Origin of the sequence: Pseudomonas sp. FP215 (genome assembly GCF_030687795.1) — a bacterium.
Classification (GTDB): domain Bacteria; phylum Pseudomonadota; class Gammaproteobacteria; order Pseudomonadales; family Pseudomonadaceae; genus Aquipseudomonas; species Aquipseudomonas salmasensis.
This window is the reverse complement of sequence record NZ_CP117447.1, coordinates 5,706,588-5,724,075: the sequence shown is the minus strand read 5'-3', so window position 1 is coordinate 5,724,075 and position 17,488 is coordinate 5,706,588. Positions and strand designations below refer to the sequence as shown.

Genomic DNA, 17,488 nt, shown 5'->3' with positions numbered 1-17,488 from the left:
CTGAATGTGCATTAAAAAAAACCAGAGGAAACCTCGATGAACACTCCAATCAGCCGCAGGCCCGTGTCGGCGCGCCATGCGCTGGCACTGGTGACCGCCAGCCTGCTTTCCCTCTCCGTACAAGCCGCCAACCTGACCCGCGATAACGGGGCCAACGTCGGTGATAACCAGAACTCCCAGACCGCCGGCGCCAATGGCCCGGTGTTGCTGCAGGATGTGCAACTGATCCAGAAGCTGCAGCGCTTCGACCGCGAACGCATCCCGGAGCGCGTGGTGCACGCGCGCGGCACGGGCGCCCATGGCACCTTCACCGTGACCGACAACCTCAGCGACCTGACCAAGGCCAAGGTATTCGCCGCCGGTGAAACCACGCCGGTGTTCGTGCGCTTCTCGGCGGTGGTGCATGGCAACCACTCCCCGGAAACCCTGCGGGATCCACGGGGCTTCGCCACCAAGTTCTATACCGCCGAAGGTAACTGGGACCTGGTCGGCAATAACTTCCCCACGTTCTTTATTCGCGATGCCATCAAGTTCCCGGACATGGTCCATGCCTTTAAACCGGACCCGCGCACTAACCTGGACGATGACTCGCGTCGTTTCGACTTCTTCTCCCATGTTCCAGAGTCCACTCGTACACTGACCGAGTTGTACTCGGACTCCGGCACCCCAGCCAGTTACCGCGAAATGGACGGCAATGGTGTACATGCCTACAAGTTGATTAACACTAAAGGTGAAGTGCACTACGTCAAGTTCCATTGGAAGAGCCTGCAGGGCATCAAGAATTTGGATCCAAAACAAGTCAGCGAAGTGCAAGGCCGTGACTACAGCCATATGACCAATGACTTGGTCACGCACATCAACAAAGGCGACTTCCCCAAGTGGGACTTGTATGTGCAGGTGCTCAAGCCTGAAGACCTGGCCAAGTTTGATTTCGACCCACTGGATGCCACCAAGATCTGGCCGAATGTGCCCGAGCGCAAAGTCGGGCAAATGGTGCTGAACCGCAACCCGGCCAATGTGTTCCAGGAAACCGAACAAGTCGCGATGGCCCCGGCCAACCTGGTACCGGGTATCGAGCCGTCGGAAGACCGCTTGCTGCAAGGCCGGGTGTTCTCCTACGCCGATACGCAGATGTACCGCCTGGGCGCGAACGCCCTGCAACTGCCGATCAACGCTCCACGGGTCACCGTCAACAACGGCAACCAGGACGGCGCGATGAACTTCGGCAAGACCACCACCGGCGTGAACTACCAACCAAGCCGCCTGTTGCCACGCGAAGAGCCACAAACCGCGCGCTACAGCCAGGCGCCGCTGGCGGGCAGCACCCAGCAGGCCAAGATCCAGCGTGAGCAGAACTTCAAGCAGGCCGGTGATCTGTACCGTTCCTACACCAAGAAAGAGCGCGAGGACTTGATCAACAACTTCGGCGGCTCATTGGCCACCACCGATGATGAGAGCAAGCACATCATCCTGTCGTTCCTCTACAAGGCGGATCCGGAATACGGCACCGGCGTAGCCAAAGTCGCCAAGGGCGATCTGGCTCGCGTGAAGGCGCTGGCGGAAAAACTGACTGACTGATTCGTTGGTTGCGGTCGGCGCCTTCACGGGCGTCGACCTTTGGCAGGAGAACACCCTATGCGCATCTCTATCGGTTTACTGATGGCCATGCTGGCCTTCGCTGCCCATGCCGAGTCTCCCGACCCGGTGGCGCTCAAGGCACAGTTACAGGACTATTATTTCGACGCCGCCCGTCGTGGCGACCTCGATATGCTCAACACCTTCATTGAGTCCGGCTACGGTCTCAATACCCAGGACGACAAGGGCTACACCGCGTTGATCCTGGCTGCTTATCACGGCCAGGGCCCGTATGTGGAGCGTCTGCTCGATGCCGGCGCCGACGCCTGTGTGCAGGATCAACGCGGCAACACAGCGTTGATGGGCGCCATCTTCAAAGGCGAGCTGAAAATCGCCCAGCGCCTGTTGGCCACCGACTGCAACCCTGACCAACGCAACGGCGCAGGGCAGACCGCCGCCATGTACGCCGGGTTATTCAAGCGCGTCGAGTTGCTGGGGGCGCTGCAAGCCAAAGGCGCCGATCTGAACGCCGAGGACCCGGTGGGTAACAGCGCTTCACGTTTGGCTAATGGCGAAATCCGGACCCCAGCGTCGCGCTGAGCTATCATCGCGGTTTTTCGGTTGGAGGTTCTCATATGGCAAAGGCCAAGCGCATGTACGGCTGCACAGAGTGCGGCGCGACCTTTCCCAAATGGGCGGGCCAGTGCTCCGAATGCGGCGCGTGGAACACCCTGACTGAAACCATGATCGAGAGCGGCGGTGCCGCGGCCCCCACCGGCCGTGCCGGCTGGACCGGGCAACAGGCGCAGATCAAGACCCTGGCCGAAGTCAGCGTCGAAGAGATCCCGCGCTTTTCCACCGCCTCCGGCGAACTGGACCGGGTATTGGGCGGGGGCCTGGTGGACGGCTCGGTGGTGCTGATCGGCGGTGACCCGGGCATCGGCAAGTCCACGATCCTGCTGCAAACCCTGTGCAGCATCGCCAGCCGTATGCCAGCGCTGTATGTCACCGGCGAAGAGTCCCAGCAGCAAGTGGCCATGCGCGCCCGGCGCCTGGGCTTGCCTCAGGATCAGTTGCGGGTGATGACCGAAACCTGCATCGAAAGCATCATCGCCACGGCGCGCATCGAAAAGCCCAAAGTCATGGTCATTGACTCGATCCAGACGATTTTCACCGAACAACTGCAATCGGCACCCGGCGGCGTGTCCCAGGTGCGCGAAAGCGCGGCGCTGCTGGTGCGTTACGCCAAGCAGAGCGGCACGGCGATCTTCCTGGTCGGCCACGTGACCAAGGAAGGCGCACTGGCCGGGCCACGGGTGTTGGAACACATGGTCGACACCGTGTTGTATTTCGAAGGGGAGTCCGACGGTCGCCTGCGCCTGCTGCGGGCGGTGAAGAACCGCTTTGGCGCCGTCAACGAACTGGGTGTGTTTGCCATGACTGACCGGGGGCTGAAAGAAGTCTCGAACCCCTCCGCGATTTTTCTCACCCGCGCCCAGGAAGAAGTCCCAGGCAGCGTGGTGATGGCGACGTGGGAAGGCACTCGGCCAATGCTTGTGGAAGTCCAGGCGCTGGTGGATGACAGCCATTTGGCCAACCCACGGCGCGTCACCCTGGGCCTGGACCAGAACCGCCTGGCGATGTTGCTGGCGGTGCTGCACCGGCATGGCGGCATTCCGACCCACGATCAGGATGTGTTCCTTAACGTGGTGGGCGGAGTCAAGGTGCTGGAGACCGCGTCCGACCTGGCGTTGATGGCGGCGGTGATGTCCAGCCTGCGTAACCGGCCGTTGCCCCATGACTTGCTGGTGTTTGGCGAGGTGGGTTTGTCGGGCGAAGTACGCCCGGTGCCGAGTGGGCAGGAGCGCTTGAAGGAAGCGGCCAAGCATGGCTTCAAACGTGCGATTGTGCCCAAGGGCAATGCGCCGAAGGAGGCGCCGCCGGGGTTGCAGATTATTGCAGTGACACGCTTGGAACAGGCGTTGGATGCGCTGTTCGAATAATCCGCAACACTGCTGAACCCCTGTGGGAGCTGGCTTGCCTGCGATAGCGGCGGGTCAGCTTACCCATCCTTGTCTGATACACCGCCATCGCAGGCAAGCCAGCTCCCACCCTTGATTCATGTTGGCAGCTAGATCTCCAGCAGGGCGCCCAGCTCGCGCTCCAGCTCTTGCTCATCACCCAGGTTCAACTCAACGAACCTACGCAAATGGCTGATCGAATCCAGATCAATGTGTTTGCATACGAAGCCCAATTGCCCAGGATCTTCATGGGTCAGCCGCGCTTGCATCTTTATATGTGTCTTCTGGTCCAGGCGTATGTCGACATCAAAGGGCAGCGCTTTATTCCCCTTCCAGTCGTCAGGCCGTTCCACCAGCAAACCCTTGAGTGATAGATCCAGCAGTTTCACCGGCCATTCGCTGCCGTTTTGCCGAAGTTCGGCCGTAGCATCAAAGGCAATCCGGCGAAAACGGCGACGTTCAGACGCATGCTCGGTCATGGTAAAGCCCTCTGTGAATGGGAGGAGTGTAGCCCCGGGCCATCAAGGGGTGATTATTTCGGCTTTTTTTACCGGTTGAAGGCTCTAGACCAACGTAGGGGGCTGGTCTTTGAGGCCAGTAGCGCTAAACTCGGGCTGGCTGTCCTTTCTGTCCACCCTGGCTGGAATATAAAAATGAAAAATAATAATAGCCTGCTACGCCACTTACCCTGGCTGGTGCTGGCAATTGTAGGAGCGTGCGCCCTGGGCGTAGTGGCCTTGCGCCGCGGCGAGGCGATCAACGCCTTGTGGATTGTGGTCGCTGCAGTGGCCATCTACCTGGTTGCGTACCGTTACTACAGTCTGTTCATCGCCAACAACGTGATGCAACTCGACCCTCGGCGGGCAACCCCTGCGGTGGTCAACAACGATGGTCTGGACTATGTGCCGACCAACAAACACATTCTTTTCGGTCACCACTTTGCGGCGATTGCCGGTGCAGGCCCGTTGGTCGGCCCGGTGCTGGCGGCGCAAATGGGCTATCTGCCCGGCACCCTCTGGCTGATTGCCGGGGTGGTGCTGGCCGGTGCGGTGCAAGACTTCATGGTCCTGTTCCTGTCCACCCGTCGCAACGGCCGTTCCCTGGGGGATATGGTTCGCGAAGAGATGGGCCGCATTCCCGGGACCATCGCGCTGTTCGGCTGCTTCCTGATCATGATCATCATCCTCGCGGTGCTGGCGCTGATCGTGGTCAAGGCCCTGGCCGAGAGCCCATGGGGCATCTTCACGGTGATGGCGACCATCCCGATCGCGATGTTCATGGGCATCTACATGCGCTACATCCGCCCGGGCCGCATCGGTGAAATCTCGATCATCGGCGTGCTGTTGCTGCTGGGTTCGATCTGGCTGGGCGGGCAGATTGCCGCTGACCCGGTGTGGGCCAAGGCGTTCACCTTCACTGGTATCCAGATCACCTGGATGCTGATCGGCTACGGCTTCGTGGCCGCTGTGCTGCCGGTGTGGCTGATCCTGGCGCCCCGCGACTACCTGTCGACCTTCCTGAAAATCGGCACCATCATCGCCCTGGCGATTGGCATCCTGGTCACCATGCCTGACCTGAAAATGCCGGCACTCACCCAGTTCATCGACGGCACCGGCCCGGTGTGGAAGGGCGGCCTGTTCCCGTTCCTGTTCATCACCATTGCCTGTGGCGCGGTCTCGGGCTTCCATGCGCTGATCTCCTCGGGCACCACGCCCAAGCTGCTGGCCAGTGAAAGCCACGCCCGTTACATCGGTTACGGCGGCATGCTGATGGAGTCGTTCGTGGCCATCATGGCGATGGTTGCCGCTTCGGTGATCGAGCCTGGCGTGTACTTCGCCATGAACAGCCCGGCTGCCATTGTCGGCACCGACGTGGTTACCGTGGCGCAGACGGTCAGCAGTTGGGGCTTTGCCATTACTCCTGAGGCGCTCTCTGCCGTGGCCCACGATATCGGTGAAACCACCATCCTGGCGCGTGCCGGCGGTGCGCCGACGTTGGCAGTGGGTATCGCGCAGATCCTGCACAGTGTGCTGCCGGGTGAAAACACCATGGCGTTCTGGTACCACTTTGCGATCCTGTTCGAAGCGCTGTTCATCCTCACGGCGGTCGACGCCGGTACCCGTGCCGGTCGTTTCATGCTGCAAGACCTGCTGGGTTCGTTCGTGCCGGCGCTCAAGCGTACCGAGTCCTGGACTGCCAACCTTATCGCCACGGCCGGTTGCGTGGCCATGTGGGGCTACTTGCTGTACCAAGGCGTGATCGACCCGCTGGGTGGTATCAACACCTTGTGGCCGCTGTTCGGTATCTCCAACCAGATGCTGGCGGGTATCGCGCTGATGCTGGCGACCGTTGTGCTGATCAAAATGAAGCGCCAGCGCTACATCTGGGTGACCATGTTGCCAGCAGTGTGGCTGTTGATCTGCACCACGACTGCGGGCTTCATCAAGCTGTTCGACGCCAACCCGGCGATCGGCTTCCTGTCGCTGGCCAAGAAATACAGCGATGCCCTGGCTAACGGCCAGATCCTGGCCCCGGCCAAGAGCATCGACCAGATGCAGCACGTGATCTGGAACGCCTACACCAACGCAACGCTGACGGCGCTGTTCCTGTTCGTGGTGTTCAGCATCCTGTTCTATGCGCTGAAGGTGGGTGTCGCCGCCTGGGGCAACAAAGAGCGTACGGATAAAGAAGCCCCGTTCCAGGCTGTACCGGACGCGTAAACGAGGATTGCAAACATGTTCAATGACATCAGTCGCCTCGGTAAATACCTCGGTCAGGCCGCCCGCCTGATGGTCGGCATGCCCGACTACGACACTTACGTCGAGCATATGCAAACCAAACACCCGGACAAGCCGGTGATGGACTACAAGGCGTTCTTCCGGGAACGCCAGGAAGCCCGTTACGGCGGCAAGGGTGGGCCCAAGTGCTGTTAAGTTGGTAAAACTGCCTTACCTGTAGGAGCGAGCTTGCTCGCGAAAAACCCAAGGACACCACGTGCATCCAGACAGCACGCGTTATCGTTGACGTTCTTCGCGAGCAAGCTCGCTCCTACAGTTGTTTTTGCGTCCCCATTTTTCAGGAGAATCTCTTTGTCCTCTCCCATCCCCGTCACCATCCTCAGCGGCTTCCTCGGCGCCGGCAAGACCACCTTGCTGCGCCACCTGCTCAAAGCCGAGCACGGCTTGAAAATCGCCGTGATCGAAAACGAATTCAGTGACGCCGGTATCGACACCCAACTGCTGGGCGACGAGCCGGTGCAAGTGATGACCCTGTCCAACGGCTGCGTGTGCTGCACCATCCATACCGACCTGACCAAGGCCCTATACCTACTGCTTGAACGCCTGGACAGCGGCGAGATCGCCTTCGACCGCCTGGTGATCGAATGCACCGGCCTGGCCGACCCCGCACCGGTGGCCCAGACCTTCTTCATCGACGAAGAACTGCGCGAGCGCTATATCCTCGACGGCATCATCACCCTGGTGGATGCGGCCCACGCCGAGCATCATCTGACCCAGACCATCGCCCAGGCCCAGATCGGCTTTGCCGACCGCTTGTTGGTGAGCAAGCGCGACCTGGTAGACGACGCTACCTTCGACGCCCTCAGCCAGCGCCTCACCCGCATCAACCGCCGTGCGCCGATTCGCGTGGTAGACCACGGCAAGATTGATTTGGCCCAATTGCTGGACGTGCGCGGTTTCAACCTCAACGCCGGCATGAGCCTGCGCCCGGTCAGTGCAGCGCCTTCGGTCGACCGTATTTCCAGCCTGGTGCTGCGCACCGACCAGCCGCTGGATATCGACCGTCTCAGCGAGTTCATGAACGAACTGCTGGAAGACCACGGCAAGCAACTGCTGCGCTACAAAGGCGTGCTGAATATTGCCGGGGAGGATCGACGCATGGTGTTCCAGGGCGTGTTGAAGCTCTATGGCTTCGACTGGGATACCGAATGGGCCGAGGGCGAGGCGCGCGAAAGTGTGATTGTGTTTATTGCCGATGAGCTGCCGGAAGACAAGATCCGCCAAGGCTTTGAGCGGATCTATCAGGCATAAAAAAGCCCACTTGTAGGAGCGAGCTTGCTCGCGAAGAACTCACAGGCAACGCATGCACCCAAGATGCACGCGTTATCGTTGACGTTTTTCGCGAGCAAGCTCGCTCCTACAGTGGGCTTCTTGGTATTACGCGCCGTATACCGGCAGCTTCTTGCAGATGGCCTTGACCTTCTCACGTACCGCGTCGATCACGGCTTCGTTGTTCAGGTCTGCCAGGATGTCGCAGATCCAGCCGGCCAGTTCCTTGCACTCGGCTTCCTTGAAGCCACGGGTGGTCACTGCCGGAGTGCCGAAGCGCAGGCCGGAGGTGACGAACGGCGAACGTGGGTCGTTCGGCACGGAGTTTTTGTTCACGGTGATGAAGGCTTTGCCCAGGGCAGCGTCAGCATCTTTACCGGAAATGTCCTGCTTGATCAGCGACAGCAGGAACAGGTGGTTTTCGGTACCGCCGGACACCACGTCAAAGCCGCGCTCGATGAACACGCTGGCCATGGTCTTGGCGTTCTTGACCACTTGCTGCTGGTAGGTCTTGAACTCAGGCTGCAGTGCTTCCTTGAAGCAGATCGCCTTGGCCGCGATCACGTGCTCCAGCGGGCCGCCTTGGGCGCCCGGGAAAACGGCGGAGTTGAGCTTCTTCTCGATCTCGGCGTTGGCACGCGCCAGGATCAGGCCGCCACGTGGACCGCGCAGGGTCTTGTGGGTCGTGGTGGTGACCACGTCAGCGTAAGGCACTGGGTTCGGGTAAACGCCCGCAGCCACCAGACCGGCCACGTGGGCCATGTCGACGAACAGGTAGGCGCCAACCTTGTCGGCGATTTCACGGAAGCGTGGGAAGTCCAGGATCTGCGAGTAGGCAGAGAAACCGGCCACGATCATTTTTGGCTTGTGTTCGACGGCCAGACGCTCAACTTCGTCGTAGTCGATCAGGCCGTTGGCATCGATACCGTACTGAACGGCGTTGTACAGCTTGCCGGAGGACGAAACCGTGGCGCCGTGGGTCAGGTGACCACCGTGGGCCAGGCTCATGCCCAGGATGGTGTCGCCGCCTTGCAGCAGGGCCAGGTACACGGCGCTGTTGGCTTGGGAGCCGGCGTGGGGCTGAACGTTGGCGTAATCGGCGCCGAACAGCTCTTTTGCACGGTCGATGGCCAACTGCTCAACCACGTCGACGTACTCGCAGCCACCGTAGTAGCGCTTGCCTGGGTAGCCTTCGGCGTACTTGTTGGTCAGAACCGAACCTTGAGCCTCCATCACCGCAGGGCTGGTGTAGTTTTCCGAAGCGATCAGCTCAATGTGCTCTTCCTGGCGCACGGCTTCTTGCTCCATGGCGGCGAAGAGATCGGCGTCGTACTTGGCAATAGTCAAATCACGGCTGAACATGGCGGTCCTCAAGGATCGGGGGCAGAAAAGGAGGGCATTCTAACCCAATGGGTTTTAGATGGCATATGAAAGGACATCATGTCGCGGACAAGTGGGGTTCATCTGGGGGGTGGTGGGTGTGATGGCGTACATCTGTAGGAGCGAGCTTGCTCGCGAAAAACGTCAACGATAACGCGTGCATCCTGAATGAACGCGGCGCCTGTGAGTTTTTCGCGAGCAAGCTCGCTCCTACAAAAAAACCTAAGCCCCCCACAGCTTTCAGTCAAACATGAAGAGGGCATCATTACTGAACTGCACCTCAAACCGATTCGCCGGCATCGGCCGCCCGAACAGGTAGCCCTGCACCTCATCACAGCCATGCTCACGCAGGAAGTCCAACTGCTCATGGGTTTCCACGCCTTCGGCAATCACCGCCAGGTTCAGGCTGTGGGCCATGGCAATGATCGCCCGGGCAATCTGCGCGTCCTGCTCACCCGAGGGCAGGCCGTCGACGAAGGTGCGGTCGATCTTCAGCACATCGATGGGGAATTGCTTGAGGTAGTTGAGCGATGAATAGCCGGTGCCAAAGTCATCTACCGCGATGCTCAGGCCCAGGTTCTTCAGGCTGGCGAGGATCTGCAGGGCTTCGTTGACTTCGCGCATCAGGATGCTTTCGGTCAGCTCCAGCTCCAGGCACGCCGGTGGCAGGCCGGTGTCCTTGAGGATGGTGGCGATGCGCGTGCCCAGTTGGCCGTCGGAGAACTGCCGCGCCGAAATGTTCACTGAGACTTTCGGCACGCGCACTTTGTTCTGGTGCCAGGCCTTGAGCTGGCGGCAGGCTTCGCTGATCACCCAGTCGCCCACATCCACCACCAGCCCGAGTTCTTCCAATACCGGGATGAAATCCCCAGGCGGCACCAGCCCGCGACGCGGGTGGCGCCAGCGAAGCAGGGCTTCGGCGCCGGTCAGGCGTTTGCCGTCGCCGCTGAATTGCGGCTGGTAATACAGCACGAATTCGTTCTGGTCCAAGGCGTGGCGCAGGTCGCTTTCCAGCTCCAGGCGCTCCAGGGCGCTGGCGTTCATGTCGGCCTGGTAGAACTGGAAGTTGTTCTTGCCGCGTTCTTTAGCGTGATACATCGCCGTGTCGGCGTTTTTCATCAGTTGGCTCAGCTCGTTGCCGTCTTGCGGGCTCAGGGCGATGCCGATACTGGCGGTCACGAAGAACTCGCGGCCTTCCAGCACAAAGGGTTTGACCAGGCTGGCGAGGATCTGCTCGGCCACATGGATCGCACGGTTCAGCGCCATTTCGCGGCTGACCCGTGGTTGCAAAAGCAGGGTGAATTCGTCGCCGCCCATGCGCGCTACGGTGTCGTCTTCGGCCACACAGCCGAGCAGGCGCGTGGCCATTTCCTTGAGCATACGGTCGCCGGCCGCGTGGCCGAGGGAGTCGTTGATCGGCTTGAAGCGGTCAAGGTCGAGGAACATCAGCACCACCCACGACTTCTGCCGTTCGGCGGACTGCAACGCGGTGTGCAAGCGGTCCTGGAACAGCGTCCGGTTGGGCAAGTGGGTCAGGGCGTCGTAGTAGGCCAGGCGGTGGATGCGCTGCTCACTGGCCTTGCGCTCGCTGATATCGCTGAAGAAACACACGTAGCTGGCCAGGTCGCCTTCGTCGTCGAACACCGCAGTAATGCCGACCCAGGCCGGGTAATGCTCGCCATTGAGACGCTTGAGCCACACCTCGCCTTCCCAGGTGCTGTGCTGGTGCAATTGCTTGAGCACATAACGCAGGTGGGCTTCCTGCTGCTCATCGACGGTGAGCATATTGGGCAACTGGTCGAGCACATCGCTCACCGCATAGCCGCTGACCCGGCTGAACGCCTCGTTGGCCTGCACGATATAACCGGCCGGGTCGGTGATCAGGATCGCCGAGGTCGAGTGTTCGAATACCGTGGCCGCCATGCGCAGGTCTTTTTCGGCGCGGCGTTGCTGGCTGATATCGCGGCCCACGCCGAGGATGCCTTCAAACGCGCCATGTTCATCCCATACCAGCACCAGGCGCAGCTCTATCGGCACCTTGCGCCCGTCGGCGCGCAGGCAGTCGAACAGAAACAGTTGGGTCTGCACTTCATCGCGCAAGGTGTTCAAGGCCTCGGCGTTGCCGAGGGCGCGGCTGACCTGCTCCATCAGGCTGTAAATGCCGGTCAACTGCTGAGGGTTGGCAACGATCGACTGCCAGCCGTTCTTGAACACCCAGTCCACGTCATAGCCCAGCACGGTGTTGACCGAGGGGCTGATGTAGTTGAGCGCCAGTTGGCTGTCGGTGGAGCAGATCACGTCGCTGATGCTTTCGGCCAGCATCCGGTAGCGCTGTTCACTGTCGCGCAGCGATTCACTGGCCTCGATCTGGTCGGTAATGTCCTTGGCCACGCCGATGATCCGGGTGACCACCGTTGATGTATCACGGGCCAGGGCCTGCTCGCGGATATCGAAGCGGCGCCACTGGTTATTGCGGTGGCGAAAGCGCAGTTGGCAGTGCAATTGGGTCGTATAAGCGGCTTGGCGTTGCTGCTGGCGCAAGTCGTGATAATGCTCGGCGTCTTCGGGGTGCAGCAGGATTTCCCAGAAGTACTCGCCCATTTGCTGCAGTTCGGCTTTGTTGTAGCCCAGGGTGTGGCCCAGATGATGGTTGCTGAAAATCATGCGCTGGCTGATCACGTCCTGCACATACAGGTGATCGGGCACGGTGCGCACCACATCCGACCAGAAGCTTTCACGCTCCACCAGCGACAACTCGATCAGCTTGCGGCTGGTGATGTCGCTGATGCTGAGGATCACCGCCTTGACGTCATCTTGCTGCTCCGGCAAACGCATCACCAGCCACAGGTACTGTTCGTTGCCGGCCACGTCGTTGAGCTGGATTTCCAGCTCCAGCTGTTTTTGCCGGGTCAGTACGGCTTCCAGCACCTGATAGCCGATGGACGTAGCATTGCTCGGGCAATCATCGATCAGGCGCTCCCAGGCTTGCTCGCAGGACGCGACGTTCAGCAGGCGCACGGCCATCTGGTTGACCTCGGTGACGCGCAACTCCTTGAGCAGTTGCTTGCGCTGCGTGGGGTTGGCCTGCAACCAAGCGTGCAACTGCTCGCGGCTTTGCACCTGGGTTTTGTCGCAAAACGCCTTGAGCCCCGACAGGTCCAGCACGCACAAGGCCACGCCGGTGCCTTCGAAGATGTCCTGATAGCGCCGCCGGCCTTCATTCACCTGGCGTTGGCGGCGGCGCATGTTGAGCAGCACGATCACCGGGATCAGCGAAAACGCCAGGCCGAGCAGGCACTTGCCGATAAAGGCCGGCAGCAGCTGTTCCAGCACCGCACCGCGGTCAAACATGCCGCGCAGTTGCCAATCGCTTTTGCTCAACGGCGTGACCAGCACGCTGCGGTTCAATTCTTCCGGCGTCAGGGCGCCGGACCACTGCGCCGGCATCCCGCTGTCACGGCTGACCACACGGTGGTTCAGGTTGTTCTCGATCGCCCACATCGGGCGTTGGCCCTGGACATCCTGGCGCGTGAGGTTGGCCAGATAATTGGGCGCCAGGCGCAAGGCCCAGTACACCTTGGAGCCACCGCTGGGTTGGTGCAGCAACAGATAGATGACCGTGCCGTCATTGTCGTTGCTCAGGTAGTAGGACTGGGCGTGACTGCGCTTGACCAGGTCTTCGAGCAGGGCACTGTCTCGGCTGCCTTGGGCGGTGTCGCTGATCAGGGCGCCGCTGGGGGCGAGCAGGGCGAAGCTGCGCAAGTCTGGCAAGGAGCGCTGCAGGGAGCGCATCAAGGCCTGTTGCTGTTCGGCAGTGCGCGGTGGTTCGAGGATGGGCAGCAGGTTCAGGGCGATCTGCGCGCTCAGGGCCATGTTCTGGCTGATCTGCTCGGCCAGGTCGGCGCTGTAGTCGATGGTGTATTGCTGTTGGTTTTTCTGGTTTTGCTGCAGTTGGTCAAGCAACTGCCAGAACAATAAGGCGAGCAACAGCAGGACAAGCGTCGCCAACGCGCCTTTCAAGGTGCCGTGCAGGGGCGCTCCCGGCGCAATATGAGCGGCGCGCAAGGGCGTGGGCGGCGTGACGTTGGACAAACTGTGATCCTGCGGTTTGGCTGGACTGGCGCGCGACGTGCACTATAAGCCGGACGCCCGAAGGGCGGCTAGCATGCCTTGAGTTGTGGCAAAGTGCCAGTCCTGCCTGGCTGGACTGCCCCAGCGCATTCAGGTAGCTTTGCCGGTTACGCGGGGGCGTTCCAGCCCCAGACATTCAGGCTTTTTTTTGCTCGCTGGCATTGATGATAGTCAAAGGCCCGCGCGGCGCATGGCCTGGCACGGGCTTCGTCCGCTTAATTCATCAGTCACTGACGCTAGGTTCACCATGGCTCAATACGTCTTCACCATGCATCGGCTGGGAAAAGTTGTTCCGCCGAAGCGGGAAATCCTGAAAAACATTTCGCTGTCCTTCTTCCCAGGCGCCAAGATCGGCGTGCTCGGCCTCAACGGTTCGGGTAAATCCACCCTGCTGAAAATCATGGCAGGCGTCGACACCGAGTTCGAAGGCGAAGCGCGCCCGATGCCGGACCTGAACATCGGTTACCTGCCGCAAGAGCCGATCCTGGACCCGACCAAGACCGTGCGTGAAGTGGTCGAAGAGGCCGTCAGCGTGATCAAGGACGCCCAGGCGCGCCTCGACGAGGTGTACGCTGCCTACGCCGAACCGGATGCCGACTTCGACAAGCTGGCCGCCGAACAGGCCAAGCTTGAAGCGATCCTGCAAGCGGGCGATGGCCACAACCTGGAGCGCCAACTGGAAGTCGCCGCCGATGCGCTGCGCCTGCCAGCCTGGGACGCCAAGGTTGAGCACCTGTCCGGTGGTGAGAAGCGTCGTGTGGCCCTGTGCCGCCTGCTGCTGTCGGCCCCTGACATGCTGCTGCTCGACGAACCGACCAACCACCTGGACGCCGATTCCGTCGCCTGGCTGGAGCATTTCCTCCACGACTTCCCAGGCACCGTGGTTGCGATCACGCACGACCGTTACTTCCTGGACAACGTCGCCGGCTGGATCCTCGAACTCGACCGCGGCGCCGGTATCCCTTACGAGGGCAACTACTCCGGTTGGCTGGAAGCCAAGTCCGACCGTCTGGCCGCCGAATCCAAGCAGCAATCGGCCCACGAAAAAGCCATGAAGGAAGAACTGGAGTGGGTGCGCAAAGGCGCCAAGGCCCGTCAGTCCAAATCCAAGGCTCGTCTGCAACGCTTTGAAGAAATGCAGTCGCAGGAATTCCAGAAGCGCAGCGAGACCAACGAGATCTACATCCCGGCTGGCCCGCGCCTGGGTGACAAGGTCATCGAGTTCAAGAACGTCACCAAAGGCTATGGCGACCGCGTGCTGATCGACAACCTGTCGTTCGCCATGCCAAAAGGCGCGATCGTCGGCGTTATCGGTGGTAACGGTGCGGGTAAATCCACACTGTTCCGCATGCTGATGGGCAAGGAAACCCCGGACTCGGGCAGCATCGAGATCGGTGACACCGTGCAACTGGCCTGTGTGGACCAGAGCCGCGACGACCTGGACGGCAGCAAGACCGTGTTCCAGCAGATCTCCGACGGTTCCGACCAGATCCGCATCGGCAACTATGAAATCCCGTCGCGCACCTACGTCGGTCGTTTCAACTTCAAAGGCGGCGACCAGCAGAAGTTCGTCAAGGACTTGTCCGGTGGTGAGCGCGGTCGCTTGCACCTGGCCCTGACCCTGAAAGAAGGCGGCAACGTCCTGCTGCTCGACGAACCGTCCAACGACCTCGACGTTGAAACCCTGCGTTCCCTGGAAGAAGCCCTGCTGGACTTCCCGGGCGCCGCCATTGTGATCTCTCACGATCGGTGGTTCCTTGACCGCGTCGCGACCCACATCCTGGCGTACGAAGATGACTCCCAAGCGGTGTTCTTCGAAGGCAACTACACCGAGTACGAAGCCGACCGTAAGAAGCGCTTGGGTGAGGCCGCTGCCCAGCCGCACCGTGTGCGTCACAAAAAACTGGCCTGATGCTGCAATAGCCGCAACAGCCTGTTGAAAAAATACCCCTCACGCAGGGGTATTTTTTTGCCCGCGTTATGCCGGAAGCGTCGTGGGCGCCAGGGCCGGGCGGCTGCGCAGCAATTCTTCGACCACCCCCATAAACGCCTCGACCAACAATGAGCGTGACGGTGAGCGCGTGAGTATCAGCAGGTGTACCCAGGCTTCGGGGTCTGCCAAGGGGCGGTAGACCACGCCTTCCCTGGCCAGGGTGCGGGTGCACTGGGGCACGAGCGAGACACCTTGGCCTGCCGCCACCAGGGCGATGATCGAGGTGATCTGGCGCCCCGCAGGGCCCGGGCGCAGCGCCAGGCCGCGGCGTTGATACAGGTGCTCGATGGAGCCGTTGAGGCCCGAACCGTAGTCGCTGGGGAACAGAATCAACGGGTACTCACTGAGCTGGGCGAGGGTGACTTCGTCCTGGTCCGCCAGCAGGTTGTCGCTGCAAAGCGCCGCCACCAGCGGTTCTTGCCCCAAGGACAAAGCCTCGACGCCGGTTTGCCCAGCCTCCGGCAGTAGGCGGCTCATGCCGACGTCGATGCGCCCGTCCAGCACGTGCGTGTGCAGGCTACCGGAAGCGCTCTCCACCAGGGTCAGTTGCACATCGGGAAAACGCTGGGCGAAGGCTTGCAGGGTTTGGCTGAAGAGTTCCGACAGGGCGATCGAGCTGGCATAGCCTACGACCAGTTGGCCGGTCGAGCCGGCAGCCAGCTTGGCGGCGATGTCTTGTGCAAGCCTGGCGTGCTCCAGCGCCGCGCGGGCATAGGGCAAAAAGTGCTGGCCTTGGGCGGTCAGTGTGACCGTGCGGCTGGTGCGGTCGAACAGGCGAAAGCCAAGCTCGGTTTCCAGGGCCGAGATCTGCCGCGTCAGGGGCGGTTGGGCAAGGTGCAGGCGCTGGGCCGCACGGCCGAAGTGCAGCTCTTCGGCGACCGTCAGGAAGTAACGTAACTTGCGTAGATCAAGCATTCTGTTTCCTGGGTATTGATCGGTCCGAATTCGGTATTGGTATTCCCTGCGCTGGGTATTCTATAAACATCCTCGACTATAAGACGAGAGATCACATGAACCCGCGCTTGCCTCACGCCCGCTTCGCCGTGTTCCTGTGTGGCTGTGCGGCGTTTCTGAATCTTTATGCGACACAGAGCATCCTGCCTGCGTTTGCCGAAAGCTTCCAGGTGAGCGCCCGGCAGGCAGGGTGGAGCATCACGGTGACCACGCTGGCCGTGGCGCTGACCGCGCCGTTTGTCGGGCGTCTGACCGGACGTTTCGAGCAACGCACGGTGATTGCCGTGGCCGCGTTGCTGCTGGCGCTGCCGACGCTGCTGACGGCCTATGTAGACAGCTTTGCCGAGTTGCTGGTGTGGCGTTTTGTCGAAGGGATGTTGATCCCCGTGGTGTTCGCCACCAGCGTGGCCTATATCGGCGATCGCTGGCGTGCGGCCAGCGTTACCGAGATCACCAGTTTGTACGTCGCGGGTACGGTGCTCGGAGGGTTTGCCGGGCGCTTTGTCTCGGGTGTCATGACCCAATATGTGGGCTGGCGCGAAGCCTTCGAACTGTTGGCGGTGATCAGCCTGCTGGTCGGCCTGCTGATTGTGTGGCTGTTGCCGGCCAACCCGGTGGCGCGGCCCGGCGTTGCGGCCGTGGGCATGCGCGGGGTGCGCCGGCTTCTGCGCAAACCCTTGCTGGCGGCTTATGGCGTCGGTTTTTGTGTGCTGTTCTCACAAGTCGCAACCTTTACCTATGCCGGGCTGTATCTCAGCCAGGCCCCGTTCAACCTGGGCGCTGCGGCCTTGGGCACTTTGTATGCGGTGTTCCTACTGGCGCTGGTGGTCATTCCTGTTGCGGGTCGCTTGAGCAAATCGCGCCCACAATCGCAGTTACTGACCGGCGCTGTGGCGCTCGGCATCTGTGGCTCGGCGCTGACATTGTTGCCGTCCCTGTGGCTGATCGTGCTGGGGCTGGCCCTGAGCTCGACCGGCGTATTCCTGGCGCAGGCATCCGCCAATGCCTATATCGCCACCACGGCAGGCCCGGACAAGTCCGGCGCCGTGGGGTTGTACCTGACCGGCTATTACCTGGGCGGCAGCGCCGGCGCTGTGGTCCCGGCCATGCTCTGGAATCAATGGGGCTGGCCGGGCTGCGTGGCGTTGGTCGCAGGTTTTCAGCTGTTGTCGCTGGCGATTGCCCTGCTGGGCTGGAAGCCGGCAACGCCCCAGGCCCTGGTCGCCGGACAGCGCGGCAAATCGGCCTGATTTTCATCCAATAAAGGACTATGCATCTGTAACTGCACCACCGCTATCGCAGGCAAGCCAGCTCCCACATTTGATCGAGTACACCGGTCATGTGGGAGCTGGCTTGCCTGCGATAAC

The 17,488-nt window shown here is 61.1% G+C and carries 12 protein-coding genes; 8 read left to right on the top strand and 4 right to left on the bottom strand.

Translation table 11 applies throughout. The features are described from left to right. Positions 1 to 36: 36 nt before the first annotated feature. Genes katB through radA form a run of 3 tightly spaced genes read left to right on the top strand, consistent with a single transcriptional unit; the run spans position 37 to position 3,578 of the window. A complete protein-coding gene (gene katB, locus PSH76_RS25915) occupies positions 37 to 1,578 on the top strand; it encodes a catalase KatB (RefSeq protein WP_305493123.1) in 1,542 nt (513 codons plus the stop codon). A 57-nt stretch (positions 1,579 to 1,635) separates the two neighbouring features. Next, on the top strand, positions 1,636 to 2,175 hold the full coding sequence (locus PSH76_RS25910; protein WP_003194316.1) for an ankyrin repeat domain-containing protein: 540 nt from the start codon (positions 1,636 to 1,638) through the stop codon (positions 2,173 to 2,175). 35 nt (positions 2,176 to 2,210) lie between these two features. After that, a complete protein-coding gene (radA, locus tag PSH76_RS25905; RefSeq protein ID WP_003194313.1) occupies positions 2,211 to 3,578 on the top strand; it encodes a DNA repair protein RadA in 1,368 nt (455 codons plus the stop codon). 128 nt (positions 3,579 to 3,706) lie between these two features. Here radA and PSH76_RS25900 read toward each other — a convergent pair whose 3' ends face one another. Beyond that, the gene (locus PSH76_RS25900) at positions 3,707 to 4,075 is read right to left on the bottom strand and encodes a PilZ domain-containing protein (RefSeq protein ID WP_094774581.1); all 369 of its coding nucleotides are present in this window, start codon (positions 4,073 to 4,075) and stop codon (positions 3,707 to 3,709) included. Positions 4,076 to 4,249: 174 nt separating this feature from the next. Between PSH76_RS25900 and PSH76_RS25895 the strand changes: the two genes are divergently transcribed. The 3 genes from PSH76_RS25895 to yjiA all read left to right on the top strand — a co-directional run bounded on the left by PSH76_RS25895 (position 4,250) and on the right by yjiA (position 7,645). After that, the gene (locus PSH76_RS25895) at positions 4,250 to 6,316 is read left to right on the top strand and encodes a carbon starvation CstA family protein (protein ID WP_003194310.1); all 2,067 of its coding nucleotides are present in this window, start codon (positions 4,250 to 4,252) and stop codon (positions 6,314 to 6,316) included. Between the two features lie 15 nt (positions 6,317 to 6,331). Then, a complete protein-coding gene (locus PSH76_RS25890; protein ID WP_003194308.1) occupies positions 6,332 to 6,529 on the top strand; it encodes a YbdD/YjiX family protein in 198 nt (65 codons plus the stop codon). A 156-nt stretch (positions 6,530 to 6,685) separates the two neighbouring features. Then, on the top strand, positions 6,686 to 7,645 hold the full coding sequence (gene yjiA, locus PSH76_RS25885) for a GTPase (protein WP_305493122.1): 960 nt from the start codon (positions 6,686 to 6,688) through the stop codon (positions 7,643 to 7,645). Between the two features lie 126 nt (positions 7,646 to 7,771). On the opposite strand, the gene glyA is transcribed toward yjiA, so the two are convergent. Continuing rightward, entirely contained in the window at positions 7,772 to 9,025 is a 1,254-nt protein-coding gene (gene glyA / locus PSH76_RS25880) for a serine hydroxymethyltransferase (protein WP_003194304.1), read from the bottom strand. A gap of 258 nt (positions 9,026 to 9,283) precedes the next feature. Beyond that, on the bottom strand, positions 9,284 to 13,135 hold the full coding sequence (locus tag PSH76_RS25875; protein ID WP_278915173.1) for a bifunctional diguanylate cyclase/phosphodiesterase: 3,852 nt from the start codon (positions 13,133 to 13,135) through the stop codon (positions 9,284 to 9,286). 286 nt (positions 13,136 to 13,421) lie between these two features. Between PSH76_RS25875 and ettA the strand changes: the two genes are divergently transcribed. Continuing rightward, positions 13,422 to 15,086 carry an energy-dependent translational throttle protein EttA gene (gene ettA, locus PSH76_RS25870; protein ID WP_014720011.1) on the top strand — a complete coding sequence of 555 codons (1,665 nt, stop codon included), beginning with the start codon at positions 13,422 to 13,424 and terminating at the stop codon, positions 15,084 to 15,086. Positions 15,087 to 15,152: 66 nt separating this feature from the next. On the opposite strand, the gene PSH76_RS25865 is transcribed toward ettA, so the two are convergent. Further along, the gene (locus tag PSH76_RS25865; protein ID WP_305493121.1) at positions 15,153 to 16,082 is read right to left on the bottom strand and encodes a LysR family transcriptional regulator; all 930 of its coding nucleotides are present in this window, start codon (positions 16,080 to 16,082) and stop codon (positions 15,153 to 15,155) included. Positions 16,083 to 16,177: 95 nt separating this feature from the next. On the opposite strand from PSH76_RS25865, the gene PSH76_RS25860 reads away from it, so the two are divergent. Next, on the top strand, positions 16,178 to 17,371 hold the full coding sequence (locus PSH76_RS25860; protein ID WP_305493120.1) for an MFS transporter: 1,194 nt from the start codon (positions 16,178 to 16,180) through the stop codon (positions 17,369 to 17,371). Positions 17,372 to 17,488 lie beyond the last annotated feature (117 nt).